Annotated in this window: 15 protein-coding genes; 9 read left to right on the forward strand and 6 right to left on the reverse strand. The window is 61.1% G+C overall.

Translation table 11 applies throughout. The features are described 5' to 3' along the window. The 3 genes from AC2VNO_RS15785 to gloB all read right to left on the reverse strand — a co-directional run. A partial coding sequence (locus tag AC2VNO_RS15785; RefSeq protein WP_486935017.1) for an extracellular solute-binding protein occupies positions 1-1340 on the reverse strand: 1340 nt, incomplete at its 3' end. A gap of 109 nt (positions 1341-1449) precedes the next feature. Beyond that, positions 1450-2607 (reverse strand): transglycosylase SLT domain-containing protein, encoded by a 1158-nt coding sequence (locus AC2VNO_RS15790; protein ID WP_486935018.1) that lies wholly within the window; start codon positions 2605-2607, stop codon positions 1450-1452. Between the two features lie 52 nt (positions 2608-2659). Beyond that, on the reverse strand, positions 2660-3427 hold the full coding sequence (gene gloB, locus AC2VNO_RS15795; protein WP_486935019.1) for a hydroxyacylglutathione hydrolase: 768 nt from the start codon (positions 3425-3427) through the stop codon (positions 2660-2662). A gap of 194 nt (positions 3428-3621) precedes the next feature. Here gloB and AC2VNO_RS15800 point away from each other — a divergent pair, with 194 nt between their 5' ends. Genes AC2VNO_RS15800 through nudC form a run of 4 tightly spaced genes read left to right on the forward strand, consistent with a single transcriptional unit; the run spans position 3622 to position 6443 of the window. Continuing rightward, a complete protein-coding gene (locus AC2VNO_RS15800) occupies positions 3622-4407 on the forward strand; it encodes a methyltransferase domain-containing protein (RefSeq protein WP_486935020.1) in 786 nt (261 codons plus the stop codon). Next, positions 4400-4897, forward strand: a complete 498-nt coding sequence (gene rnhA / locus AC2VNO_RS15805) for a ribonuclease HI (RefSeq protein WP_486935021.1) — start codon at positions 4400-4402, stop codon at positions 4895-4897. The genes AC2VNO_RS15800 and rnhA overlap by 8 nt, the downstream gene beginning before the upstream one ends. Before the next feature lie 3 nt (positions 4898-4900). After that, positions 4901-5662 (forward strand): DNA polymerase III subunit epsilon, encoded by a 762-nt coding sequence (dnaQ, locus tag AC2VNO_RS15810; RefSeq protein WP_486935022.1) that lies wholly within the window; start codon positions 4901-4903, stop codon positions 5660-5662. Continuing rightward, complete coding sequence (gene nudC / locus AC2VNO_RS15815) at positions 5649-6443, forward strand: NAD(+) diphosphatase (protein WP_486935023.1); 795 nt, start codon at positions 5649-5651, stop codon at positions 6441-6443. Before dnaQ ends, nudC begins: the two co-directional genes overlap by 14 nt. 53 nt (positions 6444-6496) lie before the next feature. Here nudC and AC2VNO_RS15820 read toward each other — a convergent pair whose 3' ends face one another. Continuing rightward, positions 6497-6808 carry an SCP2 sterol-binding domain-containing protein gene (locus AC2VNO_RS15820; RefSeq protein ID WP_228579544.1) on the reverse strand — a complete coding sequence of 104 codons (312 nt, stop codon included), beginning with the start codon at positions 6806-6808 and terminating at the stop codon, positions 6497-6499. A 135-nt stretch (positions 6809-6943) separates the two neighbouring features. Between AC2VNO_RS15820 and sohB the strand changes: the two genes are divergently transcribed. Beyond that, positions 6944-7984 (forward strand): protease SohB, encoded by a 1041-nt coding sequence (sohB, locus tag AC2VNO_RS15825; RefSeq protein WP_486935024.1) that lies wholly within the window; start codon positions 6944-6946, stop codon positions 7982-7984. 19 nt (positions 7985-8003) lie between these two features. Here sohB and AC2VNO_RS15830 read toward each other — a convergent pair whose 3' ends face one another. Further along, complete coding sequence (locus tag AC2VNO_RS15830; RefSeq protein ID WP_486935025.1) at positions 8004-8324, reverse strand: ArsR/SmtB family transcription factor; 321 nt, start codon at positions 8322-8324, stop codon at positions 8004-8006. Positions 8325-8683: 359 nt separating this feature from the next. On the opposite strand from AC2VNO_RS15830, the gene AC2VNO_RS15835 reads away from it, so the two are divergent. The 3 genes from AC2VNO_RS15835 to AC2VNO_RS15845 all read left to right on the forward strand — a co-directional run bounded on the left by AC2VNO_RS15835 (position 8684) and on the right by AC2VNO_RS15845 (position 12291). Further along, a complete protein-coding gene (locus tag AC2VNO_RS15835) occupies positions 8684-10600 on the forward strand; it encodes a propionyl-CoA synthetase (protein ID WP_486935026.1) in 1917 nt (638 codons plus the stop codon). A gap of 202 nt (positions 10601-10802) precedes the next feature. Then, positions 10803-11474, forward strand: coding sequence for a 7-cyano-7-deazaguanine/7-aminomethyl-7-deazaguanine transporter (locus AC2VNO_RS15840; RefSeq protein WP_486935027.1), 672 nt, complete (start codon positions 10803-10805; stop codon positions 11472-11474). Positions 11475-11508: 34 nt separating this feature from the next. Beyond that, positions 11509-12291: an alpha/beta fold hydrolase gene (locus AC2VNO_RS15845; protein ID WP_486935028.1), complete on the forward strand. Its 783-nt coding sequence runs from the start codon at positions 11509-11511 to the stop codon at positions 12289-12291. Between the two features lie 6 nt (positions 12292-12297). On the opposite strand, the gene AC2VNO_RS15850 is transcribed toward AC2VNO_RS15845, so the two are convergent. After that, complete coding sequence (locus AC2VNO_RS15850) at positions 12298-13575, reverse strand: ABC transporter substrate-binding protein (RefSeq protein WP_486935029.1); 1278 nt, start codon at positions 13573-13575, stop codon at positions 12298-12300. A 134-nt stretch (positions 13576-13709) separates the two neighbouring features. Between AC2VNO_RS15850 and AC2VNO_RS15855 the strand changes: the two genes are divergently transcribed. Continuing rightward, positions 13710-15416, forward strand: coding sequence for a potassium/proton antiporter (locus tag AC2VNO_RS15855; protein ID WP_486935030.1), 1707 nt, complete (start codon positions 13710-13712; stop codon positions 15414-15416). The last annotated feature ends 235 nt before the right edge of the window (positions 15417-15651 follow it).

Genomic DNA, 15651 nt, shown 5'->3' on the forward strand with positions numbered 1-15651 from the left:
CCACTGTCGAATAGCATCACCTCAATGGTGAGAGGGCGTCCCCTGGCATCGACCAGCCTGCCGTCGTGTACCTCATAGCCGGCCTCAAGCAGCAGGTCATAGGCCAGCCGCAAGCGCTCGCGCAGGTCTTCGGGATGGTCGATGGGCACGGGGCTGTCGAACACCCGGGCGGGCAGCTCATCACGATGCGGCTCGAGCAGCTCGAGCTCCGCCTCGCTCGGCAAACCCTCAGCCGCCATCTCGGAATTCTGGAAATAGCTCACGGTAGGGTGGTAGGAGTCGTAGAACAGGTTGGCATTGAGCCACGGGAAGTCGAAAGTCAGGTTGAGCGCCTCGCGGACACGGCGATCCTGGAACTTGTCGCGACGCAGATTGAACACGAATGCCTGCATGCGCGAGGGACTTCCATCGGGGACGGAGATCCGCTTTACCAGCCCATCGCGGTAGGCGGGGAAGTCGTAGCCTATCGCCCAGGTCGAGGCTCGGGCGTCGATGCGGTAGTCCAGTACGCCGGCCTTGAAGGCCTCCCAGGCAATATCGCGATCGCGATAGTAGTCGTAGATCAGGCGATCGATGTTATGCCTGCCGGCGTTGACCGGTAGGTCGCGACCCCAATACTCCTCGTCGCGTTGATAAACGATGCGACGTCCTGGCTCGACGCTGGCGATTCGATAGGGTCCGGAGCCGGGATGACGAGCCAGCGTCGGTGCACTGAAGTCGCGTTCTTCCCAGTAATGCTTGGGCAGTATCGGCAGCTGACCGACGATCAACGGCAGCTCCCGGGAATGGTTGCTGGAAAACTCGAAGCGCACGGTATGAGGGTCCAGTGCCACGACGCTTTCGACATCGGCGTAATAGCCACGGTAGAAGGGATTGCCTTCCTCTATTAGGAGATTGAAGCTGAATGCCACGTCTTCAGCCGTCACCGGCTCGCCGTCATGGAAGCGGGCCTCGGGGCGCAAATCGAATTCGATCCAGTAGCGGTCCGGGTCCAGCCGCATTCCCTCCGCCAGCAGACCATAGACGCTGAACGGTTCGTCGGCGTTCTCGGTGAGCAAGGTGTCGTAGATATGGCTGATGCCGATCGCCGGGGTGCCGCGAATGATGAAGGGATTGGTCGAATCGAAACTGCTGCCCACGGCGGCCTGAGTCATGCTGCCCCCCTTGGGGGCCTCGGCCTCGACGTAGGGAAAATGCGTGAAATCCGCGGGCAGGGCCGGGTCGTCATAGAGCGCCAGGCCATGCACCGTGGGAACTTCGTCGGGTTCGGCGGCGAGTACCGGCGCCAACCAGCCGAGCAAAAGACAGCAATAGAGAGTGGAACGCAAGACGAACCGCATCAATGACATCCTTGGTTGGGGCTATCCCGGAACTCCGAGCATTACCGCCATAAGGTGTCAGGCCCCCCGTCGCTTGTAAACCTTGGTTTTTATCGGTTTGCCTGCCATGTCAGCGAGATGCCAGGCTGCGACGTGGTATATCGAGTGTTTGCCCCACTTGTATGGCGTCTCCGCGCAGGCCGTTGTGCTGGCGCAGTTCGGCCACGCTTAGGCCATGGCGGGATGCAATGGCTGACAGGCTGTCGCCGCGCTGTACGAGGTAGTGGCCTGCTTCGGCGGGCTCGCTTGCTGGGGGACTGCTCAGTTCGGCCAGCACGGCCTCTTCCTGCTCGATGGGCACCAGAACGACTGCAGCGGTGGCCGGGCTGGCACTGCCGTTGGTCAAGCCGGGGTTCAGGGCAGTCAGCTCAGCGCTGTCCACTCCTGTCACACTGGCCAGTTGCGACAGAGTGATATGTTGGTTCACCGGCACCTTGGCAAAAGCGGGGGCGTCGTCTATTTCGGGCAACGTGACGCCGTAGCTTTCCGGATCGTCGATGATGGCAGCGATGGCATTGAGCTTGGGCAGGTAGTTCATCGTCTCGTTGGGCAGCTGCAAGTCCCAGTAATGACCGCTTTCACCGCGAGCCATGGCGGCGTGGCGAGCCCGGTTGACCGTGCCGGCGCCGGCATTGTAGGCCGCCAGCGAAAGTTCGATATCGCCTTCATACCACTGGTCGGCTTGCAGCTCGATGTAGTCCAGCGCCGCGTTGGTGGCGGCCACCACGTCGAGGCGGCCGTCGTAACCGTTCTGGCGCCGCAGTCCCAAGGCATCGGCGGTACCGGGCATGAACTGCCATAGGCCGGCCGCGCCGCGATGGCTGCGGGCATGCGGGTCGTAGGAGCTTTCGATGAAAGGAATCAGGCTGATCTCGGCGGGCAGGCCTCGCAACTCTACCTGCTCGGTGATCCACGCCATCCAGGGCCGAGCGCGTTCGATGATTTCGACCACGTTGGCAGGATTGGCACGGTAATGTTCGATCCACTGCTGCACGCGGGCGTCATGACGGCGATCATGCCATGACAGATTCTCACGCAGCCGTTCCCAGGCATCTCCGGGCAGGTACTCGATGTTCAGGTCGTCCCAGAAATGGTGGGTGGGCATGGCGGGGCTAGCCCCGGGGTGGGGCGCTGCCAGTAGTGCCGGACTGGCCGCTGACAGCGCGCCAATCATGGCAATGCCGCCGGCGAGTACCAGCGTCCATTGGCGTGTCGTTCGATAGGTCATACGTTCTCCTTCTGGGTGCGCTTGCAGCGCTGCCCATGGGATGCGTCGATTCTCAGAAACTGTCTTTCCAGGCTCGCAGGGTCGCGAACGTGGCCTGATCGGTGTCGGTCTTGCCATGCTGCGCCGCCGTGGCACGAACGTCGGGGTCCGCACAGCGCAGGAAGGGGTTGATGCGCTTCTCGCGAGCCAGATGGCTTGGCAGCGTGGGGCGGTCGTGCCCGCGCGCGTGCTCGGCCTGGGCAAGTGCGTCGGCAACGTCGCGGTTGTTGGGGTCGGCCGCCTGCGCGAACCTGAGATTGGCAAGAGTGTACTCGTGGGCGGCAAATACCAGCGTATCGTCCGGCAAGCCAGCCAGGGTCTGCAGAGAACGATGCATCTGCTCCGGGCTGCCTTCGAAAAGCCGGCCACAGCCACCCGAAAACAGCGTATCGCCACAGAAGAGCAGCGGCGGGATGCCGGCAGTGAAGAAGGCGATATGATCGAGGGTGTGCCCGGGGACTTCGAAGACATCGAAGCGGCGCCCCATGACGCGACAGGTATCGCCGTTAGCGACCCGTTCCGTGAGAGCGTCGATGTTCGGATTGTGCGGACCGATGACTCTGGGGGAAAAGCGCTCGACCAATTCCGGCAGGCCACCCGTGTGGTCGGGATGATGATGCGTTACGAGAATGGAGTCGAGCGTGAGGCCTTCCTGTTCGAGCGTCTTGATGACCGGTTCGGCGTCGCCCGGATCCACCACGCAGACCTCGGGGCTCGTATCCTGGCGTAATAGCCAGATATAGTTATCGCTTAATGCGGGAATCGGTGTCACGCTCAGCATAGGGGTTTTCCTTGTCGCGTCGTCAACCGAATGTCATAACGAAGAAGTGCCATAACGAGATCAAAGTGAATTCAGCTTGCCGCCACGCCCGCTTGGCCGGGAGCCGCCCAAGTCAGGTCTCCACGGCGGCGATACGCAGCCATGTTGCGGTGAATTGCCTACAAAACCGGTGATCATGGAGGTATAGGCCAGCAATGTCAAACCCGGAGGGGGCACTCGCCCTGGCCCAGCTCTATCGCGAAGGACGTCGTTACTGGTCAAGCGAAAACGGCCAGGCCCATTGGCGCGCCGAGCGGGCTTGCCTGGGACCGATCTGCGAGAGTCGCCATGGTGGACATAGCCTGGAGCTGGGCATGGCGCCGGCGCTGACCGATATGTCTCCCATTCGCCACAACATTCGCTGGGCGCCCACAGCCGAGCTCAGCGAAAGCGCGTCGAGCCTGGTGTGCCCCTTGGATGCGCTGGCATTGCCTGATGAATGCCTTCATCTGGTCCTCGTGCATCATCTGCTGGAGCTGGTGCCCGAGCCACACCGCCTGTTGCAGGAAGCCGCTCGAGTTACCGCAGACGATGGCTGTCTGATCGTGCTGGGTTGGATGCCGCTGGGAATCGCAGGCCTCTCTCGGTTATCGCCCAGACGTCGCACCCGCTTGCCCTGGCGCGGACAATGGCGGACGCCAGGCAAGCTGGGCGATTGGTTGGCGTTTGTCGACTTCCGCATCGAGCGGGTAGACTACTGCGGCTTTCACCTCCCCGGCAGCCTGCCGAGCAATGCTGCTCTCGAGACGCTGGGACGGCGCCATAACGTGCCGCTGGGCGACAGCTTCATCATTCACGCCCGACGCCGCACCCGCCTTGCCCAGAGCCAGCGTCCCAAGCTACGTCTCCAAGGGTCGTTGGGCGGCGGTGCGCTGGGGCACGCCACTCGGGTAGGCAACAGCGTACCGGAACCAAGCAGAAGGACCACAGAAGTTGAGTGAAGGCGAACAGGACAAGGCTCTTCCCAGGGTCACGATCTATACCGATGGCGCCTGTCGCGGTAACCCGGGACCGGGGGGGTGGGGGGCGGTGCTGGTCAGTGGCAGCCACGAAAAGACGCTGAACGGCTTCGAAGAAAACACCACCAACAATCGCATGGAACTGATGGCGGCCATCATGGCGCTGCGCGCGCTCAAGCGTGCCTGCGAGATCGAGCTCTGGACCGATTCCGAGTACCTGCGCCGCGGCATCACCGAGTGGATCCATGGCTGGATGAAACGCAACTGGAAGACGGCAAGCCGTCAGCCCGTCAAGAACGAGGCGCTGTGGCGAGAGCTTCTGGAAGAGACCCGGCGTCATCGCATCCAGTGGCACTGGGTGAAGGGACACAATGGCCACCCGGGCAACGAGCGTGCCGATGCGCTGGCCAATGCCGCCATCGACGCTCACTGGTCGCGCGGCAAAGCGAAAGTCATCCAACCCGAGTCATAGTCAATGCGTCAGATCGTTCTTGATACCGAAACTACCGGCATCGATCCGCGGGAAGGCCATCGCCTCATCGAGATCGGCGCGCTGGAACTCGTCAATCGACGCTTCACCGGCCGTACCTACCATCAATACATCAACCCGGAACGGGTGGTGGAAGCGGAAGCCATCGGCATCCACGGCATCACCAACGAGTTTCTGGAAGACAAGCCGGTATTCGCTTCCGTGGCCGATGAGTTCTGGGCATTCGTCCGTGGTGCCGAGCTGGTGATCCATAATGCGGCCTTCGATGTGGGCTTCATCGATCACGAGTTCAAACTGCTGATGGCGGCACGCGGAGAGCCTCGCCTGGGGCCGGTCGCAGAACACTGCCGTATCCTCGATACGCTGCAGCTGGCACGCGAGCGCCACCCTGGTCAGCGTAACAACCTCGATGCGCTGTGCAAACGCTACGAGATCGACAACGGCCACCGCGTGCTTCACGGTGCCCTGCTCGATGCCGAGATACTGGCCGAGGTTTACCTGGCCATGACCGGCGGGCAGACCGCGCTTTCCCTGGATGCGGAGGAGAGCAGCGATAGCGAAGCCATGGCTAGCGGCTTGTCGATCAGGCGCCTGGCGCTTCCACCCGGCAGCCTTCGCGTGCTGCAGCCGGGAGAGGCGGAGCTGGCCGCCCACCGCAATAAGCTCGAACAGATTCGTCAGGCGGCCGGAAGCTGCCATTGGGATATGCTGCAGCGGAGCCAAGAGGGCAGCGATGCTGCGCCGTGAACTGCCGCTAGGCATCGCCCAGGGTCGGCTGCTGCGAGTGGCCGAAGGCAAGATCGCCCCGGCCCCTGACGGCAGTCCGCTGCAACCGGAGCAACCCTGGCCGGCCCAGGTTCAGCCACTCGCCTTCTGGCACGACGAGCCGATCGCCTTGTCGGTGGAAGAGCGTGCCGAGGCGCATTGGCCTGACGGTCGACAGTGGCTCGCACAGCTGCCTGAATCCTGGTATCCGTTGATTTCAACGGCCCTTCAGGTCGCGGCCTGGATACGCGACCACCGTTTTTGCGGCCGCTGTGGCGCAGCTTCAGCGCGACTCGATGCCGAGTTTGCCATGCACTGCGAGCAGTGCGGCCACCGCAACTATCCGCGAATCTCTCCATGCATCATCACGCTCGTAACCCATGGTGAGGCCATGCTGCTGGCCCGTAGCCCTCGCTTCCCACCGGGCCGCTATTCGACCCTGGCCGGCTTCATCGAGCCTGGCGAATCGGCCGAAGAGGCGGTCCACAGGGAGATCTACGAGGAGGTGGGGGTGAGCGTAGGGCGAATACGTTACTACCGCAGCCAGGCCTGGCCCTTTCCCCACGCCCTCATGCTCGGCTTCTTTGCCGAAGCGGCGACTCGGCGCATCCGTATCGATGGCGTAGAGATTGCCGATGCCGCCTGGTTCCTCCCCAGCCGACTGCCGCAACTCCCACCGACCTACTCGATATCGCGCGCCTTGATCGAGACTCATCTCGCAGAAGTGGCCGGCGGCGTTGGCCGTCTCACCCTTCGGAAATGAAACGGGCCGCCTGATGGCGGCCCGTCGGCGGTGCAGCGATACCGCCGATCGCATCAGCGATTCGGAAACAGGCTGGTGAGCTTGGTAGCCAGCATCACGTTACCCGTCGCCTTCAGCTTGCCGGTCATGAAGGCCGTCATGCCGTTGACATCGCCCGACATGATGCCTCTCAAGGTGTCGGTACTCATGGAAAGCGAAACGGAGGGGTCGTCATGCTCACCCTCTTCGATCACCAGGGTACCGTCCTTGACGATCAGATAGTGGCTGCCATTGTCGCTGAAATGAAATTGGAAGATATCATCCATGCCCTTGGCAGCCTGGGGGTCGAAACGCTCTTGCAGTTTGTCTAGGGTCGAAACGGACATGGTCAAATCCTATGTTGGTAAGCAGAGGGGAAGCCATCCCAGAGGTTATTTCAAACGATTGTTTCAATCAAGCCCGTTGTCAACGTCGCGCGGCGACGTCACGATTGAATTTACAACCCCTACAGGAGTGACAATGTGAACGAATGGTTGATGGACATCGGGCGCTTCATCATTCAGATGTCGATACTCACTATTCTGGTGGTCATGGTGATAGTGGTTGTCGCCCGAATCAAGAGCGAGAGCGGTGGGCGCACTCGGCTGCGTGTCGAGGAGTTGAATGAGCGACTCGAGACTCGCCGCCGTCGCTTGGCAGTGGCGGCTACCGAGCCTGGGGCGCGCAAGCGCTTGCTCAAGGCCTTTCGACGTGACGACAAGGGGCGCTCCCGTAAAGGCCGCAGTCAGCCGGAAGAGGAACGACGTACCGTTTGGGTGCTCGACTTTCACGGTGATATCAAGGCAACCGGCGTTGACCGCTTTGCGGAAGAGATCTCCAGCGTAATCGCGACGGCCAACGAAAAGGATGAAGTGGTGATTCGCCTGGAGTCTCCCGGCGGTCTGGTTCACGCCTACGGGCTTGCTGCGGCCCAGATCGATCGCTTGCGCGATGCGGGACTCAGAATAACGGTTTGCGTGGACAAGGTGGCAGCCAGTGGCGGATATCTCATGGCGTGCGCGGCAGATCACCTGCGCGCTGCTCCTTTCGCCGTACTGGGCTCGATCGGCGTCGTTGCTCAGCTTCCCAACGTGCATCGCCTGCTCAAACGTCACGATATCGACGTCGAGCTGCTCACGGCAGGGGAGTACAAGAGAACGCTCACCGTATTCGGCGAAAATACGCAAGAGGGGCGCGAGAAATTCCAATCCGACCTGGAAAACATTCACGCCCTGTTCAAGCGGCATGTAGCCGAGCGGCGCCCCACGCTGGATATCGAAGCGGCATCGACGGGAGAGGTGTGGTACGGCCGTGACGCCTTGACCAAGGGACTGATCGATGACCTCGGCACCAGCGAAGCCTATCTGGTCTCGCGCATGCAGGATGCGCGCGTTGTCAGCGTGCGTTTGGAGACGCGCCACCCCATGGGTGCGAAGCTCGGCATGGCGGTAAGCAAAGGGGTAGAGGGCGCCGTTGAACGAGTATTCGAACGGCTGGACGCGAGCCGTTGGGAAAAGCGATGAGCCTTCGATCGTGCCGTCGTCATCGTTCCTGCAGGCGCACCAGAGCCTCGATCATCTGGCGAGCCTGATCACCCTGCAGCGAATAGTAGATGGTCTGCGATGCCCGGCGTGTCGATACCAATCCTTCACGTCTGAGTATGGCCAGGTGTTGAGACAATGCCGATTGGCTGAGGGATAAGCGCTGGTTGAGTTCGGTCACGGATAGTTCGGATTCGTCCAGCAGACACAGGATACGCAGGCGGTTGTCATTGGCTAGCGCCTTGAGCAGGGCAGTGGCATGGTCTATCGCTGGACTGCCGGCTTGCAGAAGGCGAGTGGAAGCGCTGTGCGAGGTGCTCATGATGTTCTCCCGTTGATGCCCGAGCAATTTGGTCTCGCTCAGGTCTGGCGGTTTCAGGCAGCTACCTCGGTCTGAGACAGGACAGCGCAAATGGAATGTCGCAGACGCTGCAACCCGGCAGTGCCCGTTTGGTCATGGCATTGCTGATTTAGTCATCATTGATAGTGACTCTGCGACTGTCAAACGGAGAATAAATTCAGGTCGTTTTAAACGGCGGTCATTTTGGACAGTTGTCAACAATCCGGGTCAAGAAAACAGGCTTTTATGCCTAATATCCGCTTTGTTAGCCGATGGTATGAGAGAAAAAAAAGAAAAAACCTCTAAAGTGTCAACAATCGAAGTCTCCGATGCCGGACGGAATGCTCATGCCAGCTTACAAAAATCAGTATCAGCGCTCGATCGAACAGCCGGAATCCTTCTGGGCCGAGCAGGCTCGGAGAATCCCCTGGTTCACCCCTCCAACCACCATCCTGGAGTACGACGAGCAAGGCCATGCACGCTGGTTTACCGATGGCGAGATGAATCTCTGTCATGCCGCCTTGGACCATCACGTCGACCAGGGGCGCGGCGATCAGCCAGCCATCTACTGGGACTCACCGGTTACCGGCGGCAAGCGCACCCTTACCTATCGCGAAATGCGCGACGACGTGGCGCTGTTTGCCGGCGCCTTGAAGGGGCTGGGCGTCGAGAAAGGGGATCGTGTCGTCATCTATATGCCGATGGTCCCCGAAGCTCTCGTTGCCATGTATGCTTGTGCGCGCTTGGGTGCGGTGCATTCCGTGGTGTTCGGTGGCTTTGCGCCACATGAGCTCGCCGTTCGTATCGACGACGCCAAGCCCAAAGTGGTGGTGGCTGCCTCCTGCGGGGTCGAAGTCGATCGCCTCATCCCCTATCAGCCAAATATTGCCGCTGCAATCGAGCTAAGCGAACACAAGCCGGTCGCCAGCATCTTCCTGCAGCGGCAACAGCAGCTTGCCGAGCTCGGCCCCAGGGATCACGACTGGGCCGAGCTGGTAAAAGAGGCCGAGCCGGCAGATTGCGTTCCCGTCAAGGGGAGCGACCCCCTCTATGTGCTTTATACGTCCGGAACCACCGGCAAGCCCAAGGGCGTGGTGCGCGACACGGCCGGTTACGCAGTGGCGCTGCACTATTCCATGGAAGCCATCTATGACGTTGCACCAGGCGACGTATTCTTCTCTGCGTCGGACGTCGGCTGGGTCGTGGGGCACTCCTATATCGTCTATGCGCCACTGCTGCGCGGCTGTACCAGCGTGGTTTACGAGGGTAAGCCGGTCAGGACGCCGGATGCCGGCGCCTTCTGGCGCCTGATCAGTCAATATCGCGTCAAGAGCTTTTTCACCGCCCCGACGGCTTTCCGCGCGATCAAGAAAGAGGATCCCGACGGCAAGCTGTTACAGCAGTACGATATCTCTTGTCTGAAAGCGCTCTATCTTGCAGGTGAGCGCCTCGACCCACCGACTTACCACTGGCTAGATGACCTCCTCGACGTTCCGGTCATCGACCATTGGTGGCAGACCGAGACCGGCTGGCCAATCGCCGCCAACCTGCAAGGGCTCGAGCCGATGCCGACCAAGGCCGGCAGTGCCACCGTCCCCGTGCCGGGCTTCAACGTCCAGATCCTGGATCGTGAGGGCGAACAGGCAGCTCCGTTGGAGCAGGGCAGTGTGGTGATCAAGCAGCCCATGCCCCCGGGCTGCCTGATAGGCGTATGGGGCGACCCCAAGCGCTTCCACAGCGCCTATATGGCTGCCTTTCCCGGTTACTACCTGACCGGCGACGGCGGGTATTTCGACGAAGACGGCTATCTCTTCATCATGGGCCGCACCGATGACGTCATCAACGTGGCTGGCCACAGGCTTTCGACCGGTGAGATGGAAGAGGTGGTGGGTGCCCACAAGGCGGTGGCCGAATGCGCCGTAATCGGTATTCACGACGCCCTGAAGGGACAGATTCCGGTAGGCCTGGTCATCCCCAAGGATGGCTTCGATGGTGACGAAGTTGCCCTCGAGAACGAGCTGATTGCCCTGGTGCGTGACCAGATCGGGCCGATTGCGTGCTTCAAGCAGGTCCTGGTGGTCAATCGTCTGCCCAAGACGCGCTCAGGCAAGATCCTGCGTAAACTGCTGCGCAACATCGCCGACGGCAAGGAGTACGGGGTTCCCTCCACCATCGACGATCCCGCCAGCCTCCAGGACGTTCACGAAGCCATGAAGGAGCGCGACGTCGGCTCCGCTCATGAGGCACGTGAGATCTGATGCCAGTTTCAGGCCTTTGATAGCGCCGCCCACAGGGCGGCGCTGTCGTCTCTGGCCCCGTGTTGCCGACAGGCATTGGCCCGCAATCGCTTGCCGCGTATAATCGCCGCCGCAACCGGCACCCGATGGGTGTCGGCGAGGGTTCCCTCACCCCTCGTTTTCGTTCAGGTCGTCCAGGCGGCCACCCAAAAAGGATTCATCCATGTTCGTATTGACGGAAGCGCAGCAGCGCCGCTGCCTGCTGCTGCTGGTCACTTTCCACATTGCCGTGATAGCGGCCAGCAACTATCTGGTTCAACTGCCATTCACGCTTTTCGGCTTTCACACCACCTGGGGTGCCTTCAGCTTCCCGTTCATCTTTCTCGCCACCGACCTCACGGTACGGCTGTTCGGCAAGGAGCCTGCACGGGCCATCGTCATGCGCGTCATGCTCCCGGCGCTGCTGATCTCCTATGTCGTTTCGGTGGTCTTCCCGCGCGGGCAGCTCGCTGGAATCGAGGCGTTGGGGGAGTGGAATCTGTTCGTTGCGAGGATCGCGCTGGCCAGCTTCATGGCCTACGTACTGGGCCAGTTGCTCGACGTTCAGGTATTCGACCGACTGCGCAATTTGCGGGCTTGGTGGGTTGCACCGGCCATTTCTACCGTGCTCGGCAATCTCGTCGATACGGCAGCTTTTTTCGCCATGGCCTTCTATCGCAGCCCCGACCCTTTCATGGCCGCCAACTGGGTCGAGATAGCCGCCGTCGATTACGTCATCAAGCTCGGCATCAGTCTGCTCTTCTTCCTGCCTCTCTACGGTGTACTGCTGAGCTGGCTGAGTCGCAGACTGGTACAATTTACCGGACAGCAGGACCTGGCTCCGCAGCGGCCTTAGTCGTGCGCCGGAGCGGTACGCCAAGGGAGGAAGCATGACCGTCGAACTCAGTTTTCAGGATACCGGTGGCGAAGGTACGCCGCTCATCGTGGTTCATGGCCTGCTGGGTAGTGCCGACAACTGGCGCTCGCACGTCAAGCTGTGGCAGGAACGGCGGCGGGTGGTGGCGGTCGACCTACGCAACCATGGCCGTTCACCGCACAGTGAAGGCATGAGCTATGGCGCGATGGCAGCTGATCTACTGGAAGTCCTTGATCGCCTGAAAATCGAAAAGGCGCATTTGCTAGGTCATTCCATGGGCGGCAAGGTCGTGATCAGCCTGGCCCGAATGGCGCCACAGCGCGTGGCGTCACTGATAGTGGCCGATATCGCCCCGCAGGCCTACGGCCATGGGCATGATGCCGTTTTCGCCGGACTCAGAAACCTGCAGCGCGGCAAGCCCGACAATCGACGCGCAGCCGATGCGTTATTGGCTGAGCATGTGGAGGAGCGTGCGGTACGCCTGTTCCTTGCCACCAACCTGGAGCGTGACGCCGACGGCGGGCTCAAGTTGCGGGTGGGGCTCGATCAGATCGAGGCCGGCTACGAGGAAATCATGCAGGCGCCTGCCGGGGAGGGCTCGTTCACTGGGCCCGTCCTGGTGCTCCGTGGGGGACGCTCGCACTATGTCCCGGATACGGCTCTGCCGTCACTGCGAGAGGTGCTGCCCAAGGCCGAGATCGTGACCCTGGAGCAAGCAGGCCACTGGCTGCATGCCGAGCAGCCCGAAGCCTTCCAGGCGGCAGTCAACGATTTCCTGGACACCCTGGGAGAGTAAGTGCTGTCAGGGGGTGGCAGCGCCAAGATCGACTGCGAGTCGCTCCAGCGAGCCGGCTGTTTCGATGGCACCGGCATCGAGCATGAAATTATCCAGGCGCAGGTAGCGCCCCTTGTCGACGGCCGCGGGCTGCAGGGAAAGGCGCGGAACGATGTGCGACCACGTTTCGCGGCTGGCCTGATCGGCTAGCGCGGGCTCTGCGGCCTCCATCAGCGCCCAGGCCTCCTGGGGGTGATTGACGATCCACGCCGCCGCTTCCTCCAGCGCCACCACCAGCCGGCGCAGGGCGTCACGCTTGCCGTTGAGCTGGTCCCGGTTGGCCATGAGTATCAGCCCATCATGCAGGGGCACACCGAACTCCTCGATGGGCAGAACGTGGGTGACGACTCCCTCGTCCGCCAATTGGCGTGGCAGTTGATAACGGTGGTGTGTGAGAACGCCGTCGACGCGCTGCCTGCGCATGGCATCGAGCACTGAGTAGTTGACGTCTTCCAGCTCGACCAGCTCCAAGCCATTGGCAAGTCCCATAACGTCGCTGAGTAGGCTCGCCAGCATCACATCGCGACCATCGACGTCCGTATAGCCGATGCGCAAGCCCTCGAGCGCCAGATCCAGTCTCTCCTTTTCGGCACTGCCATGAAGAACCAGCCCCGATACGGGGGCAGCGACCAGGGTGGCAATACGCATTACCGGTACGCCGGCGTGGGCCAGCAGGTGTAGCTGCGCTTGACGGCCCACGGCGAGATCGGTTCTGCCGGCGGCCAGCAGTTTGGCGGGAACAGTGGGATCTGCCGGAATATCCAGACTCACCTCCAGGCCACGCCGCAGGAACATGCCTTTCTCGCGCGCCACCAGCAGGGCGGCATGCTGGGGGTTGAGATACCAGTCCAGCGTGATTCGCAGCTGAATGGTGGGCGGCGGGGCGATAGGCTCGGCGGGCTCACTGACGACCGTGGGCACTTCGGGTAGAGGCTCGATGGAAATCGAATCGAGCGGTGCGCTCGGCTTCACCAGGCGGGGTAGCAGATATTCGAGAAATCTAGGCCCTTCGACCACGGGTGGCACTTCGGCAAGGGGGCTATCGCCGTCCGGCGCCAATGGCTCGGTCGCTTTCAAGGGAGGAAATACCCTGACGCTGGTGTCTAGCTCGAGCGAAGGCGCGGGCATGGGATCGCCATCGTCCGCGTCGGATTGGGCCGACAGCGAAAGAGGTAACAACAGCAGGGAAGTGAGTAACATGCCTGCAATACTGCAATTGATGATGCTGCGATCAGGCTTGGACATGTCACTCCAAAGCAAATGTAATCTTCGGTTAGCGGGGAGTTTATCGCTGTCATACCGGGCATGGCTAGCAGGTCTCGTCCTGCGATAAGAGGGCAGGCGTGGCATAATGGCGCCATTCCGGCGTGAGGTCTTGCATGGACACCATCAACTCTCTTTTCCTACTTTCCGGCTTCCTGATCGCTCTCAGCGTCGTTGCGAGCCGCATCTCATCGATGGTGGGCCTGCCGCTGCTTCTGATCTTCCTCGGGCTGGGAATGCTGGCAGGTGAAGAGGGCGTTCTGGGTATTCAGTTCGATGACTATTCCATGGCCTTTTTCATCGGTCATCTGGCCCTGGCCATGATTCTACTCGATGGCGGCCTGCGAACCCGCCTCAAGACGTTCCGAGTTGGCTTCAAGCCGGCCTTGTCTCTTGCCACGCTCGGGGTCTTCGTCACCAGCGCCCTGGTGGGGCTGTTTGCCATGTGGGTATTCGACCTCACGCTGATACAAGGGTTGCTTGTCGGTGCAATCGTCGGCTCCACCGATGCCGCAGCGGTGTTCTCGATGCTCAGCGGTCGCGGCCTGCATCTCAACGAGCGGGTCAGCGCCACCCTCGAGATCGAATCCGGCACCAACGACCCCATGGCCATATTTCTCACGGTACTGCTTGTCGAGATCCTGGTTGGCGACATTCGTGGGGTTGGCTCGACAGTCGTGTTCATGGTCCTGCAATTCGGCCTTGCCTTGGTGATAGGCCTGGGCGGCGGATGGCTGAGTGCCAAGCTGCTGCGCTCCCTCGACCTTGCGCCCGGACTCTATTCGCTTCTGGCACTGGGCCTGGGCTTCGGGGTCTTCGGCGCCACCAGCTTCCTCGGTGGAAGCGGTTTTCTGGCGATTTATCTCACCGGGTTGATGATCGGCAACCAGCCGGGCAGGCACCTCAACTTCATTCTACCCGTGCACGACGGCCTGGCCTGGCTGAGCCAGATCGGGCTGTTTCTCATCCTGGGGTTGCTCGTCAGTCCGTCAGGGCTGCTTGAGTTTGCCCTGCCGGCCGCCTTGGTGGCACTGGTACTGATTTTCGTTGCACGCCCCGTCGCTGTCCTGCTGACGGTAAAACCTTTCTTTCGCTTCCGTTGGCGAGAGATCGGCTTCATCTCTTGGGTCGGCCTGAGAGGAGCGGTACCTATCGTGCTGGCCATTTTCCCGGTTATTGGCGGGGTGGAAAACGCAGCTCTCTACTTCAACGTCGCCTTTGCCGTGGTGCTGTTTTCACTGCTGATTCAGGGCGGGACGCTTCCACTCATGGCACGCTGGACGAAAGTCGAAATACCCATCGGCGTAACGCCAAACCACAGGGGGCCGCTCGGCATCTTGCCGGAAAACGATTATGAAATGTTCGTCTACAAGGTGGACAACCAAGACCTGGACGACGTTCCCATTCGCCTTTTGCGCTTTCCTTCGGGGGCGGTGATCTCAGCCCTTTTCCGGCAGCACGCCATGCTGCACCCCAAGGGCAGCACTCGCCTCAAGGTGGGCGATGTGATTTGTGTCATCGGACGTAGCGAGGACCTTCCTGCGCTCAATCGGCTGTTCAGCGGCGATGCAAAGCTCAAGCGCGAGAGGGCCTTCTTCGGTACCTTCACCTTCGACGGCGACGCCTTGATGAAGGACATCGCAGGCGTTTATGGCCTGACACTAAGCCCGGGCGAGAGCGAGATGACACTCGCCGAGTTCGTATCTTTGAGGGTGGGCGGCCACCCGGTGGTGGGGGATGACGTAGACTGGCACGGTATACATTGGGTCGTGAGTGAAATGGATGGCAATCGAGTGACCCGGGTAGGTCTCAGGCTGTATTGAAAAATCGCGTATCCCCAGGTTGTCTTGCGTCTCTCTCTGGTAACGAGCCCGTATCGTCCCTTGCTGCACCTGCAAACGACAACTATCTTGCTGGTAACCTCGCTTCTCGCTCTTGGAGCAGTCGCCGGGGCAGTATCTTGCTTCGATGGCTCGTATCGACAGGATGTATCACATCGACAGGGAGTGTTCGGACATGCTCAAGTTCTTAGCTAGCACGGCGGGAATCATCTTTCTC

This window comes from Halomonas sp. TH-94 (assembly GCF_057473365.1).